The 23,430-nt window shown below is 74.3% G+C and carries 22 protein-coding genes; 6 read left to right on the forward strand and 16 right to left on the reverse strand.

Going from position 1 to position 23,430, the window contains the following annotated elements; all coding sequences use genetic code 11:
• Nucleotides 1–63: 63 nt before the first annotated feature.
• Complete coding sequence (locus ACFY7C_RS18420; RefSeq protein ID WP_389651156.1) at nt 64–1,314, forward strand: cytochrome P450; 1,251 nt, start codon at nt 64–66, stop codon at nt 1,312–1,314.
• Between the two features lie 46 nt (nt 1,315–1,360).
• Here ACFY7C_RS18420 and ACFY7C_RS18425 read toward each other — a convergent pair whose 3' ends face one another.
• From ACFY7C_RS18425 to ACFY7C_RS18445, 5 genes are all read right to left on the reverse strand, one after another.
• Nucleotides 1,361–1,606 carry a hypothetical protein gene (locus ACFY7C_RS18425; RefSeq protein WP_389651159.1) on the reverse strand — a complete coding sequence of 82 codons (246 nt, stop codon included), beginning with the start codon at nt 1,604–1,606 and terminating at the stop codon, nt 1,361–1,363.
• A 93-nt stretch (nt 1,607–1,699) separates the two neighbouring features.
• Nucleotides 1,700–2,200 carry an NUDIX domain-containing protein gene (locus ACFY7C_RS18430; RefSeq protein ID WP_389651162.1) on the reverse strand — a complete coding sequence of 167 codons (501 nt, stop codon included), beginning with the start codon at nt 2,198–2,200 and terminating at the stop codon, nt 1,700–1,702.
• Nucleotides 2,201–2,285: 85 nt separating this feature from the next.
• Entirely contained in the window at nt 2,286–3,485 is a 1,200-nt protein-coding gene (locus tag ACFY7C_RS18435) for an FAD-dependent oxidoreductase (protein WP_389651165.1), read from the reverse strand.
• Nucleotides 3,482–4,903 carry an FAD-dependent oxidoreductase gene (locus ACFY7C_RS18440; RefSeq protein WP_389651168.1) on the reverse strand — a complete coding sequence of 474 codons (1,422 nt, stop codon included), beginning with the start codon at nt 4,901–4,903 and terminating at the stop codon, nt 3,482–3,484. The genes ACFY7C_RS18435 and ACFY7C_RS18440 overlap by 4 nt, the downstream gene beginning before the upstream one ends.
• Nucleotides 4,900–6,369, reverse strand: coding sequence for an FGGY family carbohydrate kinase (locus ACFY7C_RS18445; protein WP_389651171.1), 1,470 nt, complete (start codon nt 6,367–6,369; stop codon nt 4,900–4,902). The genes ACFY7C_RS18440 and ACFY7C_RS18445 overlap by 4 nt, the downstream gene beginning before the upstream one ends.
• Nucleotides 6,370–6,710: 341 nt before the next feature.
• Here ACFY7C_RS18445 and ACFY7C_RS18450 point away from each other — a divergent pair, with 341 nt between their 5' ends.
• Nucleotides 6,711–7,706 carry a hypothetical protein gene (locus ACFY7C_RS18450; RefSeq protein WP_389651174.1) on the forward strand — a complete coding sequence of 332 codons (996 nt, stop codon included), beginning with the start codon at nt 6,711–6,713 and terminating at the stop codon, nt 7,704–7,706.
• A 75-nt stretch (nt 7,707–7,781) separates the two neighbouring features.
• Entirely contained in the window at nt 7,782–9,314 is a 1,533-nt protein-coding gene (locus ACFY7C_RS18455) for an amino acid permease (RefSeq protein ID WP_389651177.1), read from the forward strand.
• 106 nt (nt 9,315–9,420) lie between these two features.
• Here ACFY7C_RS18455 and ACFY7C_RS18460 read toward each other — a convergent pair whose 3' ends face one another.
• Entirely contained in the window at nt 9,421–10,206 is a 786-nt protein-coding gene (locus ACFY7C_RS18460) for a GntR family transcriptional regulator (protein WP_389651180.1), read from the reverse strand.
• A 249-nt stretch (nt 10,207–10,455) separates the two neighbouring features.
• On the opposite strand from ACFY7C_RS18460, the gene ACFY7C_RS18465 reads away from it, so the two are divergent.
• Nucleotides 10,456–11,793, forward strand: a complete 1,338-nt coding sequence (locus tag ACFY7C_RS18465) for a DUF2252 domain-containing protein (protein WP_389651183.1) — start codon at nt 10,456–10,458, stop codon at nt 11,791–11,793.
• Between the two features lie 39 nt (nt 11,794–11,832).
• Here ACFY7C_RS18465 and ACFY7C_RS18470 read toward each other — a convergent pair whose 3' ends face one another.
• Together ACFY7C_RS18470 and ACFY7C_RS18475 are read right to left on the reverse strand one after the other, a co-directional pair.
• On the reverse strand, nt 11,833–13,236 hold the full coding sequence (locus tag ACFY7C_RS18470; RefSeq protein WP_389651186.1) for an NAD(P)/FAD-dependent oxidoreductase: 1,404 nt from the start codon (nt 13,234–13,236) through the stop codon (nt 11,833–11,835).
• A gap of 46 nt (nt 13,237–13,282) precedes the next feature.
• Complete coding sequence (locus ACFY7C_RS18475; protein WP_389651189.1) at nt 13,283–13,663, reverse strand: ArsR/SmtB family transcription factor; 381 nt, start codon at nt 13,661–13,663, stop codon at nt 13,283–13,285.
• Between the two features lie 130 nt (nt 13,664–13,793).
• On the opposite strand from ACFY7C_RS18475, the gene ACFY7C_RS18480 reads away from it, so the two are divergent.
• Nucleotides 13,794–15,683 carry a heavy metal translocating P-type ATPase gene (locus ACFY7C_RS18480; protein WP_389651192.1) on the forward strand — a complete coding sequence of 630 codons (1,890 nt, stop codon included), beginning with the start codon at nt 13,794–13,796 and terminating at the stop codon, nt 15,681–15,683.
• Between the two features lie 43 nt (nt 15,684–15,726).
• Here ACFY7C_RS18480 and ACFY7C_RS18485 read toward each other — a convergent pair whose 3' ends face one another.
• From ACFY7C_RS18485 to dhaK, 7 genes are all read right to left on the reverse strand, one after another.
• Entirely contained in the window at nt 15,727–17,031 is a 1,305-nt protein-coding gene (locus tag ACFY7C_RS18485) for a GTP-binding protein (protein ID WP_389651195.1), read from the reverse strand.
• Between the two features lie 5 nt (nt 17,032–17,036).
• Nucleotides 17,037–17,207 (reverse strand): 50S ribosomal protein L32, encoded by a 171-nt coding sequence (rpmF, locus tag ACFY7C_RS18490; RefSeq protein WP_137991083.1) that lies wholly within the window; start codon nt 17,205–17,207, stop codon nt 17,037–17,039.
• 88 nt (nt 17,208–17,295) lie between these two features.
• Nucleotides 17,296–17,841 carry a PadR family transcriptional regulator gene (locus tag ACFY7C_RS18495; protein WP_389651199.1) on the reverse strand — a complete coding sequence of 182 codons (546 nt, stop codon included), beginning with the start codon at nt 17,839–17,841 and terminating at the stop codon, nt 17,296–17,298.
• Nucleotides 17,842–17,964: 123 nt separating this feature from the next.
• Entirely contained in the window at nt 17,965–19,989 is a 2,025-nt protein-coding gene (locus tag ACFY7C_RS18500) for an FAD-dependent oxidoreductase (RefSeq protein ID WP_389651202.1), read from the reverse strand.
• A 160-nt stretch (nt 19,990–20,149) separates the two neighbouring features.
• On the reverse strand, nt 20,150–20,554 hold the full coding sequence (locus tag ACFY7C_RS18505; RefSeq protein ID WP_389651205.1) for a PTS-dependent dihydroxyacetone kinase phosphotransferase subunit DhaM: 405 nt from the start codon (nt 20,552–20,554) through the stop codon (nt 20,150–20,152).
• On the reverse strand, nt 20,551–21,117 hold the full coding sequence (gene dhaL, locus ACFY7C_RS18510) for a dihydroxyacetone kinase subunit DhaL (RefSeq protein ID WP_389652738.1): 567 nt from the start codon (nt 21,115–21,117) through the stop codon (nt 20,551–20,553). Before dhaL ends, ACFY7C_RS18505 begins: the two co-directional genes overlap by 4 nt.
• 58 nt (nt 21,118–21,175) lie before the next feature.
• The gene (gene dhaK / locus ACFY7C_RS18515) at nt 21,176–22,168 is read right to left on the reverse strand and encodes a dihydroxyacetone kinase subunit DhaK (protein WP_389651208.1); all 993 of its coding nucleotides are present in this window, start codon (nt 22,166–22,168) and stop codon (nt 21,176–21,178) included.
• Between the two features lie 194 nt (nt 22,169–22,362).
• On the opposite strand from dhaK, the gene ACFY7C_RS18520 reads away from it, so the two are divergent.
• Nucleotides 22,363–22,662, forward strand: coding sequence for a DUF1876 domain-containing protein (locus tag ACFY7C_RS18520; RefSeq protein WP_389651211.1), 300 nt, complete (start codon nt 22,363–22,365; stop codon nt 22,660–22,662).
• 80 nt (nt 22,663–22,742) lie between these two features.
• Here the strand turns inward: ACFY7C_RS18520 and ACFY7C_RS18525 are convergent, their stop codons facing one another.
• A complete protein-coding gene (locus tag ACFY7C_RS18525; protein ID WP_389651214.1) occupies nt 22,743–23,390 on the reverse strand; it encodes a CBS domain-containing protein in 648 nt (215 codons plus the stop codon).
• Nucleotides 23,391–23,430: the final 40 nt, after the last annotated feature.

Below are 23,430 nucleotides of genomic sequence, written 5' to 3' on the forward strand. Positions count from 1 at the left end.
ATCTGACCGATCGCGCCCGCTCGGGACCGAAATCGTCCTGCTCCCGCCGTCAGGAGTGCTCCCGTGAACACACCGTCCACCCCTTCCCAGGACAGGGCCCCGTACCGACTCGACCCCGCCGGAGGCTGCCCGCACACCGACAACGCCCGGCTGCTCGCCCAGGGCGCGGTGACCCCGGTCCTGCTCCCCGGCGACGTGGCGGGCATGGCGGTGCTCGGTCACGACGCCCTGCGCGACTTCCTCACCCACCCCGAAGTCGCCAAGGGGGCCCAGCACTTCACCGCCCTCGCGGAAGGCCGCATACCCGAGGGCTGGCCGCTGCGCACCTTCGCCACCGTGCAGGGCATGACCACCGCCGACGACGCCGACCATCGGCGGCTGCGCTCCCTCGTCAGCAGCGCCTTCACGCCCCGTCGGGTCGAGGAGCTCCGCCCCCGCGTCGCCTCGCTCATCGCCGGGCTCCTCGACGGCCTCGCCGAGGCCGCCCGCTCCGGCGACGGCGTCGCCGACCTGCGCCGCCACTACGCGCTGCCGCTTCCGCTCGGCGTCATCTGCGAACTCCTCGGCGTCGCCGAGCGGCACCAGGAACGCCTCCACCACCTCTCCAGCCAGGTCGTCGCCACCGACACCGGCCCGCAGCAGGCCGTCGCCGCCAACCGCGAGCTGGTCGAACTCCTCGCCACCATCGCCGCCGACAAGGCCCGGACCCCCGGCGACGACCTCATCAGCGCCCTCATCGCCGCCCGCGACGAGGGCGGCGACCGGCTCAGCCAGCCCGAGCTCATCGGCACCCTGGTCCTGCTGATCATCGCGGGCCACGAGACCACCCTGAACCTCGTCACCAACGCCGTACGCGCCCTGTGCACCCACCGGGACCAGCTCACCCACGTCAGGGAAGGCCGCGCCGACTGGGCGGACGTGGTGGAGGAGACGCTGCGCTGGGACAGTCCGGTCAGCTACTTCCCGTTCCGCTACCCCACCCGCGACCTCACCGTCGGCGGCACGCTCATCCCCCGGGGCACCCCCGTGCTCGCCGGCTACTCGGCGGCGGGCCGCGACCCCGAGGCCCACGGCCCGGACGCCGACCGCTTCGACGTCACGCGCACCCCGGCGACCAAGCACCTCTCGCTCGGCCACGGCTCCCATTACTGCCTGGGCGCCCCGCTCGCCCGCATGGAGGCGACCCTGGCCCTGGAAGCGCTCTTCACCCGCTACCCCGAACTCGACCTCGCGGTCCCGGAGACCGAACTGACCCGTCACGCCGGCTTCGTCGGCAACAGCGTCCGCGCCCTCCCCGTCCGCCTCGGCGCCTGAACCGAGCCGGGACCGGCGGCCCCCACCCGACCGGGGCCGCCCGGCCTCACCCGTGCCTGCCCCGCTCCGCGGCGGGGGAGGCCCGCAGCGAGGCGACGAGGCGCAACAGATGCGCCTCGTTCCCCACGAGGCCCGCAGCGCGCAGCGCCGCGTCGGCCTCCGCCATCGGATGCGTCAGCATCGCCGCCGCGTACGGCTCGAGCCGCGGGTCGGAGAGCACGGCCTGGGTGGATTCCATCAGGCGCAGATACGCCTGGGCCGCGGCGCGCTCGAGGCCGGTGGTCGTCGTCATGTCGGGCTCCCTCTCCACGATGTGAGCTTGGATCCCCCACCCTCTCGCACGGGTCTGACAATGGGGGTGAACCCGCCCCGGGGCCGGGCCGTTTCAGGGCCCGGTGGCCTCGGCCGCCCCCGCCGCGCCGTTCAGCCGCTCGGCGAGCCGCTCCAGGAACACCCGTTGCCCCGCCACCAGGAGCGGATGGGCCTCCGGGAGGCCGAACCAGCCCACCCGGTCGATCTCGGGGAACTCCCGCAGCGTGCCCGAACCGCGTGGCCACTCCATGACGAACGTCCCCGGCACGACCAGCTCGGGGTCCAGATCCGCCTCCACGGCCCAGACGGTGACGAGCTTTCCGTTCGCCTGCCGGGACTCGCCGAGCGCCCACCACTCGCCCTCCGGCGCCGGCAGCCCGAGCTCCTCCTCGAACTCCCGCCGCGCCGCGGCCTCGGGTGCCTCCTCGGGCTCGTACTCGCCCTTGGGGATCGACCAGGCGGCGTGCGACCGCGAGGACCAGAAGGGGCCACCCATGTGACCGATGAGCACCTCCGGGGCGCCGCCCGGCGCCCGGCGGAAGAGAAGGAGACCAGCACTGCGCTTCTCGGACATGACGCCCAGTGTGACCGACGCAGGCCCTCCACCGGCAGACCTCCGGCGGCCTGACGGACGCCGTGTTCCGGATCGGCCGGAGCCCTCAGCCCGCCGTCAGCCGCACCGTCACCGGTCCGCCCGCCGGGTCCGTCGCGCCCGCCCAGGTGGCCGTGTGCCGCAGCGAGCGGTGCGGGTCGAGGAGAGCGGGGAGCCGGCGCTCGTACAGGCGGTGGTCGTCCTGGGTCACCGTCAGGGTCGGCCGGACGAGACGCGTCGAGGGCCGCAGCAGCAGCGGGGGCGCGGGCGGGGCGGCGGGGCCGCCGAGCAGACGGCCGGGAGTGACCCAGCGCAGCGCGCCCGCCGCCCGCAGCGTGAGGCCGGGCTCGGGCCAGGGAGCGCCCGCGAGGTGGGCGAGGACGGCGGAGGCGACCGACCGGCCCTCCGCCGCGGCCACCACGGCCGGTTCGACGCCCCGCAGCAGATTGCCCGCCGCGAAGACCCCCGGCACCGGGGTGCGCAGGGCCGGGTCGACGGACGGGCCCCGGGTGTTGGGGTCGAGCGGGACGCCGCCGGAGCGGGCCGGCTCGTGGTCGGGCAGCCAGTCGCCGGTGAACACGACCGTGTCGCAGCGCAGCAGCCCCGTGCCGCCGTCGGCCCGGCGCACCACGACGCCCGAGAGCCGCCCACGCCCCACGAGTTCCCGCACCGTCGCCCCGCGCAGCACCGGTCCCGGCAGACGCGGCCCGTCCGTCCGGTCGGCGACGACGGCCGCCACGACGACCCCGGCCCGGCGCAGGGTGCGGACCGCGTGGCCGGCGACCGGCTCGGAGCCGACCACCACCGCACGCCGGCCGATCCGCTCCCGCCGCAGCCCGAAAAGCTCGACCGACTGCTGGAGTTCCCCCGTGGTCAGCACGCCCGCGGGCCGGGACCCCGGTACCAGGCGGGCGCTGCGCGGCCGTTCACGCGCCCCGGTGGCCAGCACGACGGCCCGCGCCGTGATCCGTTCCGGACCGGTCGGCGCGGTGACCTCCAGGGCGAGCGGTCCGGCCCAGCCGGTCGCGCCGACCCCGGTCCGTACGACGGCCCCGGCCCGCACGGCCGCGGCCACCGCCCGGCGGGCGTACCCGGGACCCGTGTACGGCCCGAAGCCGGCCCGCCCGCAATGCCGCGGGATCCCGCCGGCAGCCTGCTCGCGTTCCAGGACCTCGACCCGGCCCGCGCCGGCCGCCGCGAGCCGGGCCGCCGCGGCAAGTCCGGCCGGGCCGCCGCCGACCACCAGGACGTCGACCGTACGGTTCACCGCGCGCCCTCCTCGAACAGCGCCCGCACCGCCGCCCCGCAGGAGAAACCCTGGCAGCGCCCCGACCTGGCCCTGGTCCTGCGCCGCAGCCCGTCCAGGGACGCGGGCGGCACCGTGGAGGCGAGCGCGTCGCGGATCTCGCCGCGCGTGACGCGCGCGCAGTGGCAGACCACCCGGCCGTAGTCGGGGTCCCGGGCGATGCGCTCGGGGTCCCGGTACGGACGGGGGAAGGCCTCCCCGAGGTTCGGCATCCGGACGGGGGCGAGCGGCCGCTCCGGTCCGAGCTCCAGGCCCGCCTCGGCGAGGAGTCCGACCGTGTGCCGCCCCAGGGCGAGCGAGGCGGTCAGTCCGGTGGACCGGATCCCGCCGACCGTGACGTACCGCAGGCCGGGGTGAGCGGAGATCCGGTAGTCCTCGGCGCCGGTGGCGGCCCGCAGCCCCGCGTAGACGGCGGTGACCTCCTCGTCGAGGAGCGCCGGGAGGATCCGGCGGCCCTGCGCGCGCAGCGCTTCGAGCCCCTCCGCCGTCGAGCCGGTGTCGCTCTTGTCGTCCAGGTCCTCGGCGGTCGGCCCGAGCATCACGTTGCCGAACACCGTGGGGGCGATCAGGACGCCCTTGCCGAGGGCGCCGGGCACCGGCAGCAGGATGTGCCGGACCAGCTCGCGGGCGAAGGTGTCGAAGACGAGCAGCTGGCCGCGCCGCGGGGTGACGGTGAAGTCGTACCGCCCGACCAGCGCGTCGAAGGCGTCCGCGTACAGTCCGCAGGCGTTGACCAGGAAGCGGGTGCGCAGCACTCCGCGCCGGGTGATCAGCCGGTGCGGGGTCCCCGGCCCGCCGGGGCGGACCTTCTCCACCCGGCAGTCCAGATGCAGGTCCACGCCGGAGCGCACGGCCTGGGTGGCGTACGCGAGCGGGGTGGACCAGGGGTCGATGACCGACTCGCCCGGCACAGCTAGCGCACCGAGCGCGCCGGGGCCCAGGTGCGGTTCACGGGCCCGCAGCTCGTCGGCCGACAGCGGACGGGTGCCGTGGTGCCCGTTGCGCACGGCCTTGTCGGCGAGGCGGGGGAGCGCGGCGAGCTGCTCCTCGTCCCAGGCGACGAGCAGCGCGCCGACCGGTTCGACGGCGATCCCGGTCTCCTCGGCGTACGCGGCGAGCAGCCGCCCGCCCTCACGGACCAGCCGGGCCTCCAGCGATCCGGGCACGGCGTCGAAACCGGTGTGCAGGATCGCCGTGTTGGCCTTGGAACTGCCCTCCCCGACGTCATCGCCCGCCTCCACGAGCGCCACCCGCAGCCGGTACCGCGCCAGCTCCCGCGCGATGGCACACCCCACCACACCGGCGCCGACGACGGCGACGTCATACGCGTCCCCGGGTCCCGACGTGTCCGGCAGCACCCCGCGCCGCGTGACGCTCACGCCCCGGCCCCCGGGCTCCCCGCCCCGGCGCCCGCCCCCGCCGCCAGCAGCGTCGCCACCGCCGAGCGGAAGCGGTCGAGGCGTTCGGCGGCCTCCGCCGGGGTGATGCGGGGCTCGTAGACGGCCGAGGGCTTCCACGGCGGGACGGCCTCGTGGACCGACAGGCCGGGCTCGTGGCCGAGTCGGGCGACGGCGGCCACGCCGAGGGCGGTGGCGTCGGGGAGGGCGGAGACCTCGACCGGGCGTTGCAGGAGGTCGGCCTGGGTCTGCATGAGCAGGGCCGACCGGGTCAGACCGCCGTCGACCCGCAGGGTGGTGAGGGGGCCGCCCAGGTCGGCCGCGGCGGCGCCGGCGAGCTCCGCCACCTGGGCGGCGATGCCCTCGCACAGGGCTCGGACCAGCTGTCCGGGGCCGGTGTCCAGGCCGAGGCCGGTGAGCGCGCCCCGTACGTCGCCGCGCCACCAGGGGGCGGCGAGACCGGCGAGGGCCGGGACGAAGGTGACGCCGCCCGTGTCCGGGACGGCGCCGCCGACGGAGTCGAGTTCCCCGGCGCCCGCGATCACGCCGAGGTCGGTCAGCCAGCGCACTGCGGACGCGGCGGTGTACACCTGCCCGTCCAGGCAGTAGCTGGTGCGGCCGGCGAGCCGCCAGGCGACGCAGGCCACCAGGCCCGAGTCGCCGCGGCGCGGCGCGGCACCGGTCTGGGCGAGCAGGAACGCCCCGGTGCCGTAGGTGCACTTGGCGGCCCCCGGCTCGGTGACGTCCTGGGCGAGGAGGGCGGCCTGCTGGTCGACGAGAAGGCCGGTCACCGGGAGCGGGGGACCGAAGGCGGTGGTGGTGCCGACGGGCGTGTCGCAGTCGACCACCCGGGGCAGCCGCTCGCCGGCCAGGCCGTAGACGTCGAGGGCCGGGTCGGACCAGGCGACACCGTCCAGATCCAGCAGGCCCGTGCGCCCCGCGGTGGCGGCGTCGGTGACGAACGCGCCCGTGAGCCGGTGCACGAGCCAGACGTCGCTCGTCGTGACGACCCCCGCGCCGGTGAGGTTGCGACGGATCCAGGCCATCTTGGGAGCGGCGAAGTAGGGATCGAGGGGAAGACCGGTGATCCGTGTCAACTCCTCTGCGTGCGAAGCAAGTTCGCCGCACAGGTCGGCGGCCCGTCGGTCCTGCCAGACCAGCGCGTCGGTGAGCGGGTCACCGGTCGCGGGGTCCCAGGCGAGCACCGTCTCGCCCTGGTTGGCGAGGCCCACCGCGACGGCCGGCTCCCCGGCCTCGGCGAGGGCCGCCCGCCCGGCCGTGACCACGGAGTCGTACAGCTCACGGGGGTCGACCTCGACCAGGCCGCCGGGCAGGGCGCGCGGGCGGACCGGCGCGAAACCGGTGCCGAGCACCCCGCGCGAGGGGCAGACCACGAGGGCCTTGGTGCCCGACGTGCCCTGGTCGACGGCGAGTACCGGGCCGGTCATGTGTGTGTCTCCCTGCCGGTCATGGATTCCTGGGCGTCCTTGATCGCTTCCGACCGTGGAACCGGTCAGCCTGATCCAGCCGAGGCGCTCCGTCAAGACGCCGAAGGCGAAGTCGTCAGGTCCGGACCACTCCCTGGCTTCAAGTCAAATTCGGTCGTTGGCCGGATAGTTACGGTCACGGAGAAAAGTGGATCGGTCACATCCGGCAACCTCTATAGTGATCGCCGATCACCGGCCGGGACGGCCAAGGGGACTGACCGCCCCCTCCCTCCATCTCACCGAGGAACGATGTCTCGCACCCTCCGCCCTGCGTCGCCGCCCAGCCCGAGACCCGCTCCCTGATGGCCGGGCACGGCTTCCGGCCCGTCTACCACCCGGCGGGCCACGACCACGCGCTGCGCGGCGCCGTCCAGGAGCTGCGCACCGGCCGCTGGGTGGCCATGGGCCGATTACTCGACGAGACCTCCGGCTGGACCGCCTGGACCCGCCGCACCCAGGTGCTCGCCGCCGTCGCCGCCGGCACCGACGTGGTCGAGACCTGGCGCACCGAGCAGCCCGACTCCGCCGCCGCCGCCGTGATGCACGCGCGGGTCGCCGTCGAACGGGCCGTACGCGCCCACCGCTCCGCCCACCCCCGCACCCGCGAGCTCTGGCAGGAGGCGTGGACCGCGTGCCTCCAGGCGGCCGACCGCGCCCCCGCCGACCCCGTGCCGTGGGTGTGCCGGCTCGCCCTCTCCGTGCTCGACGCCCAGCAGCGCATGGAGGAGCACCGCCTCGCGCCGCCCGCGCCCATGCTGCCGCCCGGCCCCTGGGGACTGCTCGCCGAGGCCGAGAAGCGCGACCCGCAGAACCGCGAGGCGCACCACCGGATGCTCCAGTTCGTGTACGCCCGGCGCCCCGGGCCCCTCTCCGAGGCGGTCAACTACGCCCAGTGGGCCGCCTCCTCGGCGCCCGTCGGCTCCGCCCTGCACGTCCTGCCGCTCTACGTCCGCGTCGAGCGCTACCGACGCGAACGCGGCCACGAGCGCGCCCTCGACCTGCACTGGGTCGCCGAGGACGCGGTGCGCGACGCCCGCCGCGCCATGGACGGCTGGTTCCTGTTCTGCGCCACCGAAGAGGCCAGCCTGCTCGACCTCAACCACCTGGCCCACGCCCTGTACGGCGCCCTCAAGTTCGCGGACGCGTCCCGGGTCTTCGAGGCGCTCGGCCCGTACTGGACCCCCCAGCCCTGGTCGTACCGCACCGCCCACCCCGACGAGCGCGGAGCAGCCGAGGAGGTCTTCGTGCGCGCCCGCGCCCGCTGCCTGGGCTCCTCGGAGACCCGTACGGACCCCTGACGTACGCCCCCGTCCCCCGTACGCCCCCGTCCCCGGCGTACGTCCCCGTCCCCTTCCCCCGGAGGAAACGCACCGATGTCCCGCACCGCTCCCACCGACGCGATACGCAAGCCGCCACCGGCTCCCCGGGACGAGGAGGCCCGGCTCAGAGAGCTCGGCTACCAGCCCGTCCTCGCCCGCCGGATGGGCGGCTTCGGCAACTTCGCCATCAGCTTCTCCGTCATCTCCATCCTGTCCGGCTGCATGACGCTCTACGGCTTCGGCCTCGGCACCGGCGGACCCGCCGTCATGCTCTGGGGCTGGGTCGGCGTCGGCCTCTTCGTCCTGTGCGTCGGCCTCGCCCTCGCCGAGGTCACCAGCGCCTACCCGACCTCCGGCGCGCTCTACTACATGGCCGACCGGCTCGGCGGCCGCCGCTGGGGCTGGTACACCGGCTGGCTGAACCTGCTCGGACTACTCGGCGCGATCGCCGGCATCGACTACGGCGCCGCCCTGTTCACCGGCGCCTTCCTCAACCTCCAGTGGGGCATCGTGCCCACCCCGGGGTCGACCTTCCTGATCTTCCTGGTGATCCTGCTCGTGCACGCCGTGCTCAACCTCAACGGCGTGCGCCTGGTGAGCGTGCTCAACTCGATCAGCGTGTGGTGGCACCTCGGCGGCGTCGCCCTGATCGTCGGCGCGCTCGCCCTCGTTCCCGACCACCACCAGTCGCCGACGTTCGTCTTCACCGAGTTCGTCAACGACACCGGCTGGAGCAACCCCCTCTACGTGGCGGCGATCGGTCTGCTGCTCGCGCAGTACACCTTCTCCGGCTACGACGCCTCCGCGCACCTGTCGGAGGAGACCGCCAACGCGTCCGTCGCCGCAGCCAAGGGCATCGTCCGCTCCATCTGGGCCTCCTGGATCGCCGGCTTCGCCCTGCTCGCCGGACTCACCTTCGCCATCCAGGACTACGCCGGCACCCAGGCCAGCGCCACCGGGGTGCCGCCCGCGCAGATCCTCCTGGACGCGCTGGGCGCCGGCGGCGCCAAGGCCCTGCTGCTCGTGGTGATCGTGGCCCAGCTCTTCTGCGGCAACGCCGAGGTCGCCGCCGCCAGCCGGATGGTCTTCGCGTTCAGCCGCGACAACGCCCTGCCCGGCTCCTCGCTCTGGCGCCGGGTCAGCAGCCGCACCCACACGCCCGTGCCGGCCGTCTGGCTCTCGGTGGCCGTCGCCGCCCTGCTCGCCGTGCCGTCGCTGTACTCGGCCACCGCCTACGGGGCCGTCACCGCCATCAACGTCATCGGCATCACCCCGGCCTACGCCATCCCGATCCTGCTGCGGCTGCGCGCGGGGCGGAAGTTCGTCCCGGGCCCCTGGAACCTGGGCCGCTGGAGCCGGCCGATCGGCTGGATCGCCGTGGTGTGGGTGGCCGTCGTCACCGTGCTGTTCTGCCTGCCGCAGCGCTCGCCGGTCACCGTCGACACCATGAACTACGCGGTGATCGCCCTGGCCGTGGTGCTGATCCTGGCCAGCGTCTGGTGGTACGTCGCGCGCCGCTCGTACGGTACGCCGCAGTCGTACGGGAGCGCCCGCGAGGAGGCGGAGCTCGCCGAGGGGATCGTCTAGGCGTCCCCTGATCGCCGTGTCTCCCGGGTCCTCCGGGTCCTCCGGGTCCTCCGGCGGTCGGTCGGTCGGCGGGGCCCGGACGGAGGCCCTCGCCTTGTGCGTGGCCTCAGCCGCCGAACTCGTAGGTCCAGGAAGCCGTGTGGGCCGCGACGTCGATGTCGGTGATCTCCAGGGCGTGCCCGTGCTGGTCGGTCACCACCCGGTGCACGCTCAGCCGGGCCCCGTCCCCGGCCGTCGCCCCGCCCGTGGCGGGGTCGGGGGCCGGTTCGGCCGGCCGGGCCGGGACCCCGACCGTCTCGCGGTGCGTGGTGCGCAGACCCGCCTGGTGCATCCAGTGGTACAGCAGCCGCAGGTCCGGCTGACGGTACCGCTCGGTGCTCCGGCGGTAGCGGGCCAGCTGCGGGATCTCCTTCAGCGCGGGTCGCGAGAACCAGGTGACCGAGCGCTGCAGGGAGGCGCCGACCGGGCTGAGCACCACATGGCGGTGCACCAGCGTCGGCTCCCCGGGCGTCAGGAGGAGCCGGCCGGCCAGGGCGACCGGCGGAGCCTCCCAGGAGAGCGCGGCGCGGACCAGGGAGTCTGCGGCCCTGGGGCCGCCGGGGAAGCTCCGCAGCCGAGGGGCCGGCGCCGGGGCCGGGGGCTCGTGAGCGGGACCGGCGGCGAAGGTGCCGCGCCGGTCCGTCACCACGAGGCGCTCCTCGCGCAGGAGCTGGAGCGCGCTGCGCACGGTCTGCCGGTTGACGTGGTGGCGCAGCGCGAGGTGGCGTTCGGAAGGCAGCCGGCTGCCGGGGGCGATGCGGTGCCGGACGAGGTCGTCCCGCAGTGCGCGGGCGACCCGGAGGTAGAGCGGAAGCGCCCCGCTGGGCTCCTGCTCGGGAATGGGCTCGGCCATGTCTCGGACCCTCTCTGTCGTGCGTGGTCGAACACGGTGACGGGGTCGAACGTGCGCGGTTCAACCATTGCGCGGTGTAACCGCTCGACCCGTACGGGTGATCAATTCCTATCATTGGTCTAAACCATTCGGGAAGTCCCGTCGGTGAGAGTGGCCGAAACGAGCACCGCGCCGTGTAATGGATCGCACCGGAACGGTGGGGGCGGTGCCGGTGGGGGCGGCGACGGTGGAGGAGGTGGGTGAGGCCGGATGACGACACCGTCCGAAAGGGCGGGGAAGGGCAGGGCGGCCCGCAAGCAGGTGCCTCGCTCCTCGCACGGCCGCTGGATACCTTCCTCCCAGCGCCCCGACCCGCTCGGCGTCCTCGAACGGCAGGCCGTCGACCGGGTCCCCGAGCTCGTGCCCGTCCGCTACGGCCGGATGGCCGTCTCGCCCTCCGCCTTCCTGCGCGGCGCCGCGGCCGTCATGGCCGCCGACCTCGGCGCCCAGCGCCACACCGGACTCACCGTCCAGCTCTGCGGCGACGCCCATCTGCTCAACTTCGGCGTCTACGCCTCACCCGAACGGACGCTTCTCTTCGACGTCAACGACTTCGACGAGACGCTCCCGGGGCCCTTCGAATGGGACGTGAAACGACTCGCCGCCTCCGTCGCCGTCGCCGCCCTCCAGAACGGCACCACCAAGGCCAAGGCCCACCGGGCCGCGCAGGCCGCCGCCGAGTCGTACCGCACGGCCATGCGCCGCCTGGCCGGACTCGGCGAACTGGACGTCTGGTACGAGCGGATCGTCGCCGACGACGTCCTCGGCCTGGTCCGCGGGGCGAACCGGGCCCGCTTCGAGAAGCGGCTCGCCCACGCCCGCCGCCGCACCAGCCTCCAGGCACTCGACAAGCTCACCGTGCGGGACGACTCGGGCCGGCACTTCGTCGACGACCCTCCGCTGCTCGTGCGGCCGCCCGAGATCGACCGGGTCACGCTCGGCAAGATCTTCAGCGACTACCGCAGCTCGCTCACGGAGGAGCGCAGGCTGCTGCTCGACCGCTTCCGCTTCGTCGACGCCGCCCGCAAGGTCGTCGGCGTCGGCAGCGTCGGCACCCGCTGCTTCGTCATCCTCCTGGAGGGCCGCGACGACGGCGACCCGCTCTTCCTCCAGGTCAAGGAGGCCGGCCCCTCGGTCCTGGAGCCCTATCTGGAGCCCAGCGCCCACACCCACCACGGCCGACGGGTGGTCTGCGGACAGCGGCTCCTCCAGGCCGCCGGTGACATCTTCCTCGGCTGGATGACCGGCCCCGAGGAACGGCATTTCTACTGGCGCCAGCTGCGCGACATGAAGGCCTCGGCCGAGGTCGAGACCATGTCCCCGGCCACGCTCCGCGGCTACGCCCGGCTGTGCGGACGGGCCCTCGCCCGCGCCCACGCCCGCTCCGGCGACCGGATCGCGATCGCCGGCTACCTCGGGTCCTCCGACGTCTTCGACCGGGCCGTCGCCGACTTCGCGCTGCGCTACGCCGCCCAGAACGCCGACGACTACGCGGCCCTGAGCGCGGCCATCGCGGCCGGCATGGTGACGGCGGCCCCGGACGTCTGATCCGACAGCCGCCCCGCCGTCACCCTCGCTCGCCGCGGGTCAATTCACCTCTGCCTGACGGCGGCGCAACGGAGGCTCGACCGGCGTCCGCGGCACCGGTCCGAACAGCACCTGGCGGGCCACCGCCGGCGCGAACAGCACGGTCAGCGGTGACGTCAGGGTCAGCGCCGCGCGGAACGGCGCCCCCACCACCGGGTTGCCGGCGGCCCGCTCCTGCACCCGGCGCAGGTACCAGCCCGTCGCCTTGTCCAGGGCTCCGGACCGGGCCGCGTCACCCGTGGCGCCCGGCATCTTCTTGTCGGCGCCGGCCGAGATGTCCCACGCCTGCCTGGACGCGTCGAGCAGCGCCCGCTGCACCCGCCGGGTGGTCGGCGTGCGCTTCGGGTCCGCGAGGGCCTTGCGCAGCGCCACGGCGCTCATCGCGGCGACGGCCATGCCCTGCCCGTAGATCGGGTTGAAGGCGCACAGGGCGTCTCCGGTGGCGAGGAAGCCGGCCGGGCGGCGGCCCGGACGGTCGTACCGGCGGCGGATGTTGGCGGTCTTGCGGAAGCCGTAGACCGGCGACATGGGCTCGGCCTTGGCGATCCAGTCGCCGACCACCGGGTGCGGCAGCTTGCGCGCGTACTCCTCGAACAGCGCCTCGTCGGTGGGCGGCTGGTCGTCGCGCAGTCCCGAGAGCGTGACCAGGTGCCGGCCGTCGCCGAGCGGCAGCACCACGCCGGCGTACACCTGCGAGGGGTTGGGCACGACGTAGTAGCCGACCGCGTCGACCGAGGGGTCGTCGGCGGGGGAGCGGTAGACCCGGGTCGCGTAGGCGAGGCCGGTGTCGAGGGTCTCCTCGTGCGGGGCCTCGGCGCCGATGCCGGCCAGCCAGTCGGCCGCCCGCGTCGAACGGCCGGAGGCGTCCACGACCAGGTCGGCCTCCAGGGCGCGGGGCTCCTTGGGCGCGCCCGCGCCGCGTTCGCGCAGCAGTACCCCGCGCACCCGGGAGGAGTCGCCGAGCAGTCCCACCGCCTCGTGGCCCTCGACGCGTTCGATCCGCGGATCGGCGAAGACCCGCTTGCGCACCAGCCATTCGATCTGGTCGCGCGGGCCGGTGTAGAAGTACGCCGTGGCCGGCGTGCGGGCGAACCACTTGCCGCTCTGCCACTGGACCATGTCCTCCGGCACACCGACCTTGGGCGCGCCCAGCGCGTGCAGCTCGGCCATGAAGCCGGGCAACAGGTCGTCGAGGGCCCGCTGTCCGCCCTCGATCAGCACATGGAGGTGCCGGCCCTGCGGGACGCCCGGGCGCGCGTCCGCCTCCTCCGGGTAGCGGTCGCGCTCGACGACCGTGACCCGCTCGGCGTGCTCGCTCAGCACCCGCGCGGCCAGCAGACCCGCGAGACTCCCCCCGATGACCACCGCATGACGTGTCCTGCGGGGCCCCAACTCGTCGGCCATCCTCGCCCTTTCGCGTGGCGGACCCACCCCCGTGGATCCTCGTGGTCTAGGACTGACCAGTATCCACGCCGGCGCGGGGCACGTCGCGGGTGCCGAGGCGCAGGTGCTCGATGTGGTAGACGGCCTCGTCGAGGAGTTGGGCGACGTGGTTGTCGTAGAGGCTGTACTCGATCCGGCGGCCCTGGCGGACCCCGGTGACCAGGCCGAGCGCGCGCAGCAGGCGCAGCTGGTGGGAGACGGCGGACTGTTCCATCTCCACGGCGGCGGCGAGCTCGGTCACCCCGCAGGGGCCCTGGCGGAGCTTGGTGAGGATCATCAGCCGGGACGGGGTGGCCAGCGCCTGGAGGGTCTCGGCGATGGTGGCCGCGGACTCCGCGTCGAGATGCGTCGCCGCCGCGGTCGTCTGGCCTGTCGCTCCGTGTCCCATGGGCTCATCGTAGCGGCGAGTTCTCGTCAATGAATGAAGAGCTCTTCATGTGTTCCGGTATGGTGGTGTCGCCGGCGCGGTCCCGCCTGCCCGCGCCCTCCTCCCCGGTATCCCGAAAGGCTGTGCCCCCATGGCTTCCCCGGCACTCCGCACCCCCGCGGCGCCCCCGCGGCCCGCCCCGCCGCCCACAGCGCGCCGGGCCCGCGTCACCGACCTGCCCGAGGTCCGCTGGGCCGCGCTGTCCGCCCTCGCCTTCCTCTGCGCCCTCCCGCTCGACCTGGCCGGCGCGCCCGGCTGGGCCTGGGGCCCGCTCTACGCCGTCTGTTACGCCGCCGGCGGCTGGGAGCCCGGACTCGCCGGGCTCCAGGCGTTGCGCGAGCGGACCCTCGACGTCGACCTGCTGATGGTCGTGGCCGCCCTCGGCGCCGCCGCCATCGGACAGTTCCTCGACGGCGGCCTGCTCATTGTCATCTTCGCCGTCTCCGGCGCCCTCGAAGCGCTCGCCACCCGCCGCACCGCCGACTCCGTCCGCGGACTGCTCGACCTCGCCCCCGCGACCGCCGTCCGCCTCACCGCCGCGGGCGAGGAGACGGTGGCCGCCGCCTCCCTCGCGGTCGGCGACACCGTCCTCGTACGGCCCGGGGAACGGCTGCCCGCCGACGGCACCGTCCTCGCCGGCACGAGCGACGTCGACCAGGCCACCATCACCGGCGAACCCCTGCCCGCGCCCAAGGCCCCCGGCGACGAGGTCTGGGCCGGCACCCTCAACGGCGCCGGAGCGCTGCGCGTACGCGTCGACAAGGAGGCCGGCGCCACCGTTCTGGCCCGGATCGTCGCCCTCGTCGAGGAGGCGAGCGCCACCAAGGCGCCCACCCAGCTCTTCATCGAGAAGATCGAACAGCGCTACTCGGTCGGCGTGGTGGTCGCCACCCTCGCCCTCTTCACCGTCCCGCTCGCGCTCGGCGCGGACTTCACCGAGACGCTCCTGCGCGCCATGACCTTCATGATCGTGGCCTCGCCCTGCGCGGTCGTCCTCGCCACCATGCCGCCGCTGCTGTCCGCCATCGCCACCGCCGGACGCCACGGCGTGCTCGTGAAGTCCGCCGTCGTGATGGAACGGCTCGGCACCGTCGACCGGGTCGCCCTCGACAAGACCGGCACCCTCACCGAGGGCGCGCCCCGCGTCACGGCCGTGCACGGCGACCCCGGCGCGCTCGCCCTCGCCGCCGCGGCGGAGCTCCCCAGCGAGCACCCCCTCGCCCGCGCCGTCGTGGCCGAGGCCCGCGCCCGCGGCCTCGCGATCCCCGAGGCCACCGACTTCTCCTCGGTGCCCGGCACGGGCGTGCGGGCCCGGGTGCTGGGCCGGGAGGTGACGGTCCGCCGGGCGGCCGGCGACCACGCGGACACCGCCGTCGAGGTCCTCGTCGACGGGGAGCACGCGGCCGTCCTGGAGTTCTCCGACCGGCTGCGCGACGGCGCCCCCGAGGCCGTCGCCGCCCTCACCCGCCTCACCGGCACCACCCCCGCCCTGCTGACCGGCGACAACGGGGGCGCGGCCGTCCGCGTGGCGGGGGAGGCGGGCATCACCGACGTACGGTCGGGTCTCCTCCCGCAGGACAAGGCGGATGCCGTACGGGAGTGGGAGGCGGCCGGCGGCCGGGTCCTGATGGTCGGCGACGGCGTCAACGACGCGCCCGCGCTGGCCGCCGCGCACACGGGTGTGGCCATGGGGCGGGCGGGCTCCGACCTCGCCCTGGAGACCGCGGACGCGGTCGTCGTCCGCGACGAACTCACCGCCCTGCCCGCCGTGGTGGCGCTCTCGCGCCGGGCCCGCCGTCTGGTCGTGCAGAACCTGGTGATCGCCGGTGTCTGCATCGGCGCCCTCGTGATCTGGGACCTGGTGGGCCACCTGCCCCTCCCGCTCGGCGTCGCCGGGCACGAGGGCTCCACCGTCCTCGTCGGCCTCAACGGCCTGCGGCTGCTGCGGGACGCGGCCTGGCGCAGGGCGGCGGCCGCGTAGGGTACGGGAGCCGTCGGGCGGCCCGGGGTCTCGTCGGGACCGCTCAGGCCCGCGCGGGGGCGTGTTCGCGCCCGGGGACGCCCCCGGAGCCGTACGCCCGCTCGTGGTCGGAGTCGGACGCCTGCCCGTGCTCGGGACCGCCTCCGGAGTCGGACGCGTGCTCGTGTTCGCAGGTGTCGTCCAGGCCGTGCACGGCCCACGCGGGGAACGGGTCCTGCCACGGGCCCGTCTCCCCGTCCGTCACCAGGCAGCGGTCGAGCCCGGCGCGCAGCGCGTCCGGCCGCAGGCCGGTGCCGATGAACACCAGCTCCTGGGCGTGTCCGGGGCCCTGGTCGTGCTCGTCGCGCATTCCGGAGGGCTCGAAGCGGGCCACGGCGCCGGCCTGGGACCACAGTCCCGTCACGGCGTCGCGTCCGGCGAGCCGGAAGAAGCCCTTGGAGCGCAGCACCCGGCCGTAGGCCCCGCCGTCCATCTCCTCGGTGACGAACCGCCACAGCCGCGCCGGGTGGAAGGCGCGCCCCGCGCGGTAGACGAGCGAGGAGATGCCGTACTCCTCGGTCTCGGGCACGTGGTCGCCGTTGAGCTCCCTGACCCAGCCGGGCGCCTGCTGGGCCCGGTCCAGGTCGAAGAGCCCGGTGCCGAGCACCTCGGCGGGGCGCAGCCGGCCGTGCGTGGCGTCCACGATCCTGGCGGCCGGGTTGAGCCGCGCGAGCACGGCCCGCAGCCGCGCCGCCTCCGCCGCGTCGACCAGGTCCAGCTTGTTGAGCACGAGCACGTCGGCGAACTCGATCTGGTCCATGAGCAGATCGCTCACGGTCCGCTCGTCGTCCTCGTACGGGGCGAGGCCGCGTTCGGCGAGACCGTCCCCGTCCTCGAGCTCCGGCAGCAGGTTCGCCGCGTCGACCACGGTCACCATGGTGTCGAGGCGGGCGAGGTCGCCCAGGGTGGCGCCGTCGTCGCGCGGGAAGGCGAAGGTGGCCGCCACCGGCATCGGTTCGGAGATGCCGCTGGACTCGATGAGGAGGTGGTCGAAGCGCCCTTCGCGGGCGAGGCGGTCGACCTCCTCCAGGAGATCGTCGCGCAGGGTGCAGCAGATGCACCCGTTGGTCATCTCGACCAGGCGCTCCTCGGTGCGCGAGAGCGCGGCGGCCCCGCCGCGGACCAGGGCGGCGTCGATGTTGATCTCGCTCATGTCGTTGACGATCACGGCGACGCGCAGTCCGTCCCGGTTGGTGAGGACATGGTTGAGCAGGGTGGTCTTGCCGGCCCCCAGGAATCCGGAGAGCACGGTGACCGGAAGCCGCGGGTCGGGCCGCGGGCCGGACGTCGTCGTCGCCGTGTCCGTCATGCCGCTCAGCCCTCGGGGCGCAGCAGGCCGCGCTCGTACGCCTTGGCCAGGCGCTGGGGCACGCGGTACACGACGCCGTCGACCGTGATCGGGACCAGCTGGGGCGTGGTCGCCTTCCACTGGGCGCGGCGGTGGCGGGTGTTGGAGCGGGACATCTTCCGCTTGGGTACGGCCATGGGAAACGGACCTCCATCGTCGGGACGTGGCGGTCACGTTACATGAAAACGATTCCCATTAACAAAAGACTGTCGTGGGGCGGTGAGCTCACTCCTCGCCGGTCGCGCCGAGCTCGTCCAGCGCCGCCGTCAGCCACTGCACCCAGAACCGCTCCAGGTCGATCCCGCCGCGCAGCACCAGATGCCGCAGCCGGTCCGGCTCCGCGGTCCGGCGCTCCGGCGGGAAGTCCCGCTCCTCGATCTCCAGGTATTCCTCCAACTGCCGCCGGTGCAGATCGAGATGGCGCTCCAGCTCGGCCCGCAGGCCGCGGCCGCCCACCACGGCAGCCGCGCGCATCCGCAAGAGCAGCGCCGAACGCATCGGTTTGGGGTCCTCGGCGGTCTCCACCCAGGCCGCCAGCTCGGCGCGGCCGGCCGGGAGCACCTCGTACTCCTTCTTCTGTCCGCGGGCGGGGACGGGAGCGGGCAGGGCACGGATGTACCCTGCCTGCTCCAGCTTCCCGAGCTCGCGATAGATCTGCTGGTGCGTCGACGACCAGAAGTAACCGATCGACCGGTCGAATCGGCGGGTCAGTTCGAGGCCGGAGGACGGTTTCTCGAGCAGCGCCGTGAGGATCGCGTGCGGGAGGGACATGGACGCATCCTAGGTTTCGGCGGGCCGACCGCTCCCGGCCGACGGGTCACGCGATCCGCAGGGCGCGGGTCCCACGGTCACAGGTCACAGGTCACACGAGCACGCGGTCATGCGTGCACGCGGTCACAGTGCGGCGGCGAGTCGCGTGCCCTGGTCGATGGCGCGCTTGGCGTCCAGCTCGGCGGCGACGTCCGCCCCGCCGATCAGGTGCGCCGTACGGCCCGCGGCGATCAGCTCCTCGTAGAGGCCGCGGCGCGGCTCCTGGCCCGTGCACAGCACCACCGTGTCGACCGGGAGCAGCTGCGGCTCGCCGTCGACGGTGAGGTGCAGGCCCTCGTCGTCGATGCGCTCGTACGACGCTCCCGCGACCATGGTGACGCCCCGGTGCTTCAGCTCGGTGCGGTGGATCCAGCCGGTGGTCTTGCCGAGGCCCGCGCCGACCTTGCTTGTCTTGCGCTGGAGCAGGTGGACCTGGCGCGGCGGCCGGGGCCGCTCGGGGGCGCGCAGGCCGCCCCGGGAGGCGTAGGAGGTGTCGACGCCCCACTGCCGGAAGTACGTCTCGGGGTCCTGGCTCGCGCCCTCGCCGCCGTCCGTGAGGAACTCGGCCACGTCGAAGCCGATGCCGCCCGCGCCGAGGATCGCGACCCGCTCGCCGACGGGCACGCGCTCGCGCAGCACGTCCAGGTAGCCGACCACGCTCGGGTGGTCGACGCCCTCGATCGCGGGGGTGCGGGGGGTCACGCCGGTGGCGACGACCACCTCGTCGTAGCCGTCCAGGTCGGCCGCCGAGACGAAGGTGTTCAGGCGGACCTCGACGCCGCGCTCGGCCAGCTGGACCCGGAAGTAGCGCAGGGTCTCGTCGAACTCCTCCTTGCCCGGCACCTGCTTGGCGACGTTGAGCTGGCCGCCGATCTCGGCCGCGGCGTCGAACAGCGTGACCGCGTGGCCGCGTTCGGCCGCCGACACCGCGCAGGCGAGCCCGGCGGGGCCGGCGCCGACGACGGCGACGCGCTTGGCGAGGCGGGTGGGGGAGAGCACCAGCTCGGTCTCGTGGCAGGCGCGCGGGTTCACCAGGCAGGAGGTGATCTTGAGGCTGAAGGTGTGGTCCAGGCAGGCCTGGTTGCAGCCGATGCAGGTGTTGATGGTCTCGGCGCGGTCCGCGGCGGCCTTCGCCACGAAGTCCGGGTCGGCGAGGAAGGGGCGGGCCATGGAGACCATGTCGGCGCGGCCCTCGGCGAGGATCGCCTCGGCGACCTCGGGGGTGTTGATGCGGTTGCTGGTGACCAGCGGCACCGACACCGCGCCCATCAGCCGCTTGGTCACCCAGGTGTAGGCGCCGCGCGGCACCGAGGTGGCGATGGTCGGGATGCGGGCCTCGTGCCAGCCGATGCCCGTGTTGATGATGGTGGCTCCGGCCGCCTCGATCTCCTTGGCGAGGGCGACGACCTCGTCGAGGGTGGAGCCGCCGGGGACCAGGTCCAGCATGGACAGCCGGTAGATCAGGATGAAGTCCTCGCCGACCCGCTCGCGGATCCGGCGGACGATCTCCAGGGGGAAACGCACCCGGTTCTCGTACGAGCCGCCCCAGCGGTCGGTGCGCCGGTTGGTGGCCGAGGCGATGAACTCGTTGATGAGGTAGCCCTCGGACCCCATCACCTCGACGCCGTCGTACCCGGCCTCCTTGGCCAGCTCGGCGCAGCGGGCGTAGTCCTCGACGGTCTGCTCGACCTCGGCGTCGGTGAGCTCGTTCGGCGGGAAGGGGCTGATCGGCGCCTGGATCGGGCTCGGGGCGACCAGCGCGGGGTGGTAGGCGTAGCGGCCGAAGTGCAGGATCTGCATCGCGATCCGGCCGCCCTCGGCGTGCACGGCGTCGGTGATCACACGGTGCTCGGCGACCTCCTCGGCGGTGGTCAGCTTGGCGCCGCCGTCCCAGGGGCGCCCCGCCTCGTTGGGGGAGATGCCGCCGGTGACGATCAGGCCGACGCCGCCACGGGCGCGCTCCGCGTAGAAGGCGGCCATCCGCTCGAATCCGTGCTCGGCCTCCTCCAGACCGACGTGCATGGATCCCATGAGCACCCGGTTGGGCAGGGTGGTGAACCCGAGGTCCAGCGGGCTCAGCAGATGCGGGTACGGGGTGTTCGGGGCCATCGGGGCGCCTCCTCGCGCGGGGTCGTCACGACTGTTGTAGGCGACGCGCCGAGGTTTGTGCAACAAGTTGCACAACGAGGGGCGTGCGATGTGCCCGACACCACAACGAGGGGCCGCCCGGAACGACCGGCGCGGCCCCTCGTGAGGTGTGGGGCCCGCCTCACTCCTTGCGGTACGCGTACGCCTCCGAGGCCGCCGCCGTCACCGCGTCGAGATCGCCGCCGGCCGTCGCCGTCACCAGCGCCGCCACCGCGCCCTCCACGAATGGCGCGTCCACCAGCCGGGCGCCCTCCGGCAGCTCGTCGCCCTCCGCCAGCAGCGCCTTCACCGTCAGCACCGCGCTGCCGAGGTCCACCAGGATCGCCACCCCGGCCCCGCCGTCCACGGCCCGGGCCGCCTCGGTGATCAGCTCGGCACTGGTGCCAAGCCCGCCGTCCGGCGTCCCGCCCGCCGGCCGCAGCGGCGCCGTGTCACCGCCGCCCGCCAGGCCCCGCGCCAGCTCGGCCACCGCCCCCGCCACCGCCGCGCTGTGCGACACCAGCACGATCCCCACCCGAGCCGTCATCCGGCCACCTCCGCGAGCGCCGCGAGCAGCAGCGCCGACGAGGTGGCGCCGGGATCCTGGTGGCCCACGGACCGCTCACCGAGATAGCTCGCCCTGCCCTTGCGCGCCCGCATCGGTACGGTCGCCAGCGCGCCCGCCTCCGCGGCCTCCCGGGCCGCCGCGAACGAGGTGGCGAGCGCGTCCGCCGCGGGCACCAACGCGTCCAGCATCGTCTTGTCGCCCGGCTGCGCCCCGCCCAGCTGCGCCACCGCCGCCACCCCGGCCGTCAGGGCCTCGCCGAGCGCGGCCCGCGAGACCCGCTCCGCTTCGCCCAGTGCCTTCCCGGTGCGGCGCAGCAGCGTTCCGTACAGCGGCCCGGACGCCCCGCCCACCGTGGAGATCAGCTGCCGCCCGGCCGTGAGGAGCACCGCGCCCGGCGTCGCCGGCGGCTCCTTCTCCAAGGCCGCCGTCACCGCCGCGAAACCCCGCCGCAGATTCGCACCGTGGTCGGCGTCGCCGATCGCCGAGTCCAGCTCCGTCAGCCGGTCCGCCTCCCGGTCCACGGCCGAGGCCGCCGCCGCCATCCAGTCCCGGAAGACCTCGGCCCCGTACTCCTCCGTCGTCACCTCGGACACTCCCTTCTCACCGTCCCCAGCGCAGCGCGGGCGTCCGCACCGGCGCGTCCCACAGCCGCAGCAGCTCCTCGTCCGCCTCGCACAGCGTCACCGAGCAGCCCGCCATGTCCAGCGAGGTCACGTAGTTGCCCACCAGGGTCTGGGCGACCGACACCCCGCGCTCGCCCAGCACCCGCTGCACCTCCGCGTTGAACCCGTACAGTTCGAGCAGGGGAGTGGCCCCCATCCCGTTCACCAGGGCGAGCACCGGGCCCCTCGGCCGCAGGTCGTCCAGGACCGCGTCCACGGCGAAGTCGGCGATCTCCCGTGAGGTCATCATCGGCCGCCGCTCCCGCCCCGGCTCCCCGTGGATCCCGATCCCCAACTCCAGCTCGCCCGCCGGAAGATCGAAGGTGGGCGAGCCCTTCGCGGGGGTCGTGCAGGCGCTCAGGGCGACGCCGAAGCTCCGGGAGCGCTGGTTCACCCGCCGGGCGATCGCCTCGACCCGCTCCAGCGGCGCACCCTCCTCGGCCGCCGCGCCCGCGATCTTCTCCACGAACAGCGTGGCCCCGGTCCCGCGCCGCCCGGCCGTGTACAGACTGTCGGTCACCGCCACGTCGTCGTCGACGAGCACCCTCGCGATCTGGATGCCCTCGTCCTCCGCCAGCTCGGCGGCCATCTCGAAGTTGAGGACGTCGCCCGTGTAGTTCTTCACGACGAACAGCACACCGGCACCGCTGTCCACCGCGGCCGCGGCGCGCACCATCTGGTCCGGAACCGGCGACGTGAAAATCTCGCCGGGACAGGACGCCGCGAGCATGCCCGGACCGACGAAACCGGCGTGCAGCGGCTCATGGCCCGACCCGCCGCCCGACACCAGGGCCACCTGACCGGCCACCGGCGCGTCCCGCCGCAGCACGACCCGGTTCTCCACGTCCACCGTCAGTTCGGGATGCGCGGCGGCCATCCCGCGCAGCGCGTCGGCGACCACGGTCTCCGGAACATTGATCAACATGCGCATGAACACCTCCAGGTGAGGTTGTGCGGCGCGGCCGTCCCGGCCGGGCCCGGCCGCCCCAGCAGTATCCGTGGCGAACAGGTCGCTCGCCCAGACGGCCGCGATCACCGCGTGGCGCCGGAGGGTCGGTGGCGGGATCCTTGAGGAGAAGGGCCGCGCGGCGCTTCCGCGTGGCCGCGGGCACGAGGAGGCAGACCATGACACGACACCTGGAGTGGAAGGTCGGCGTGGACCTGGTCGAGGAGGACGGCAGGACCAAGGCGGAGGCCCGTCTGGACACCGGCACGTCGACCCTGACCGGTCACGGCACCGCCCGGTGCAACCCGGCGGACGTGGACGTGCCGGTGATCGGTGACGAACTCGCCGTCGGCAGGGCCATGAAGGATCTCGCCGGACAGCTGATGAGGGAGGCCAACCGGGAGATGGAGGCCGTCGGCGCCGACACCGTGCCGCGGCGTACCGGACCCGGATACGGCTGGCCGGAGGCGGTCCAGTAGCCGGCCGCCCGTCGACCCCACTCGTCGAACCCGGGCCCGCGGGTGCGCGCCGCACCTGCGGGCCCGCATTTGCGGGCCCGTCACTGCTCGGCGGCGGGCCCGCCCTCGCCGTCGCCGTCACTGACGGCCGCGGCCTCGGCTTCGTCCTCGTACACGAGCCGGTCGACGACCTCCACCACGCCGTCCACGTCCTCGCAGAGCCGTACGAAGATCGGCGCGAGGCTGCGGCGCGGCAGCGTGCCGCTCAGCGTGACCCGGCCCTCGGCCACGTCGATGTGCAGGGAGGCGGGGGAGAGGCCCAGGATGCGGGTGACGACGTCCTCCAGGATCTCCTCCTGGATGGCCCGGTCGCGGCGGAGGAAGAGCTGGATCAGGTCGCTGCGGCTCAGGACGCCGATCAGCCGTCCGTCCGCGTCGACCACGGGCAGCCGCTTCACCCGGTGCCGCTCCATGAGCCGCGCCGCCTCGACCGCCGTCCAGGACGGACGGGCGACGACGACCGGGCTGGACATCATGGCCTCCGCGGTGCTGGGGCCGTCCTTGTCGGTGTGCCGCCGCAGCAGGTCCGCCTCGGAGACGACGCCCACCGGCCGGTTGTCCTCGTCGACCACGGGGACGGCGGTGATGCCGTACTCGTCGAGCAGCCGGGCGATCTCCTTGAACGGAGTGCCCGGCTGCACCGCGACCGCGGTCGGTGTCATGAGGTCGGCGACACTGCGGTGCCTCATCGTTGGTCCCGTCCCTTCTCGGCTCCTTTGTCCATGATCC

Source organism: Streptomyces sp. NPDC012769 (assembly GCF_042901205.1).
Lineage (GTDB): Bacteria > Actinomycetota > Actinomycetes > Streptomycetales > Streptomycetaceae > Streptomyces.

Excerpts from the sequence above, each read along its gene's own strand:
- ACFY7C_RS18425 (WP_389651159.1), bottom strand. The coding sequence starts at position 1,606 with ATGACGACGACCACCGGCCTCGAGCGCGCCGCGGCCCAGGCGTATCTG.
- ACFY7C_RS18430 (WP_389651162.1), bottom strand. The coding sequence starts at position 2,200 with ATGTCCGAGAAGCGCAGTGCTGGTCTCCTTCTCTTCCGCCGGGCGCCG.
- ACFY7C_RS18445 (WP_389651171.1), bottom strand. The coding sequence starts at position 6,369 with ATGACCGGCCCGGTACTCGCCGTCGACCAGGGCACGTCGGGCACCAAG.
- ACFY7C_RS18450 (WP_389651174.1), top strand. The coding sequence starts at position 6,711 with ATGGCCGGGCACGGCTTCCGGCCCGTCTACCACCCGGCGGGCCACGAC.
- ACFY7C_RS18455 (WP_389651177.1), top strand. The coding sequence starts at position 7,782 with ATGTCCCGCACCGCTCCCACCGACGCGATACGCAAGCCGCCACCGGCT.
- ACFY7C_RS18460 (WP_389651180.1), bottom strand. The coding sequence starts at position 10,206 with ATGGCCGAGCCCATTCCCGAGCAGGAGCCCAGCGGGGCGCTTCCGCTC.
- ACFY7C_RS18465 (WP_389651183.1), top strand. The coding sequence starts at position 10,456 with ATGACGACACCGTCCGAAAGGGCGGGGAAGGGCAGGGCGGCCCGCAAG.
- ACFY7C_RS18470 (WP_389651186.1), bottom strand. The coding sequence starts at position 13,236 with ATGGCCGACGAGTTGGGGCCCCGCAGGACACGTCATGCGGTGGTCATC.
- ACFY7C_RS18475 (WP_389651189.1), bottom strand. The coding sequence starts at position 13,663 with ATGGGACACGGAGCGACAGGCCAGACGACCGCGGCGGCGACGCATCTC.
- ACFY7C_RS18480 (WP_389651192.1), top strand. The coding sequence starts at position 13,794 with ATGGCTTCCCCGGCACTCCGCACCCCCGCGGCGCCCCCGCGGCCCGCC.
- ACFY7C_RS18485 (WP_389651195.1), bottom strand. The coding sequence starts at position 17,031 with ATGACGGACACGGCGACGACGACGTCCGGCCCGCGGCCCGACCCGCGG.
- rpmF (WP_137991083.1), bottom strand. The coding sequence starts at position 17,207 with ATGGCCGTACCCAAGCGGAAGATGTCCCGCTCCAACACCCGCCACCGC.
- ACFY7C_RS18495 (WP_389651199.1), bottom strand. The coding sequence starts at position 17,841 with ATGTCCCTCCCGCACGCGATCCTCACGGCGCTGCTCGAGAAACCGTCC.
- ACFY7C_RS18500 (WP_389651202.1), bottom strand. The coding sequence starts at position 19,989 with ATGGCCCCGAACACCCCGTACCCGCATCTGCTGAGCCCGCTGGACCTC.
- ACFY7C_RS18505 (WP_389651205.1), bottom strand. The coding sequence starts at position 20,554 with ATGACGGCTCGGGTGGGGATCGTGCTGGTGTCGCACAGCGCGGCGGTG.
- dhaL (WP_389652738.1), bottom strand. The coding sequence starts at position 21,117 with ATGGCGGCGGCGGCCTCGGCCGTGGACCGGGAGGCGGACCGGCTGACG.
- dhaK (WP_389651208.1), bottom strand. The coding sequence starts at position 22,168 with ATGCGCATGTTGATCAATGTTCCGGAGACCGTGGTCGCCGACGCGCTG.
- ACFY7C_RS18520 (WP_389651211.1), top strand. The coding sequence starts at position 22,363 with ATGACACGACACCTGGAGTGGAAGGTCGGCGTGGACCTGGTCGAGGAG.
- ACFY7C_RS18525 (WP_389651214.1), bottom strand. The coding sequence starts at position 23,390 with ATGAGGCACCGCAGTGTCGCCGACCTCATGACACCGACCGCGGTCGCG.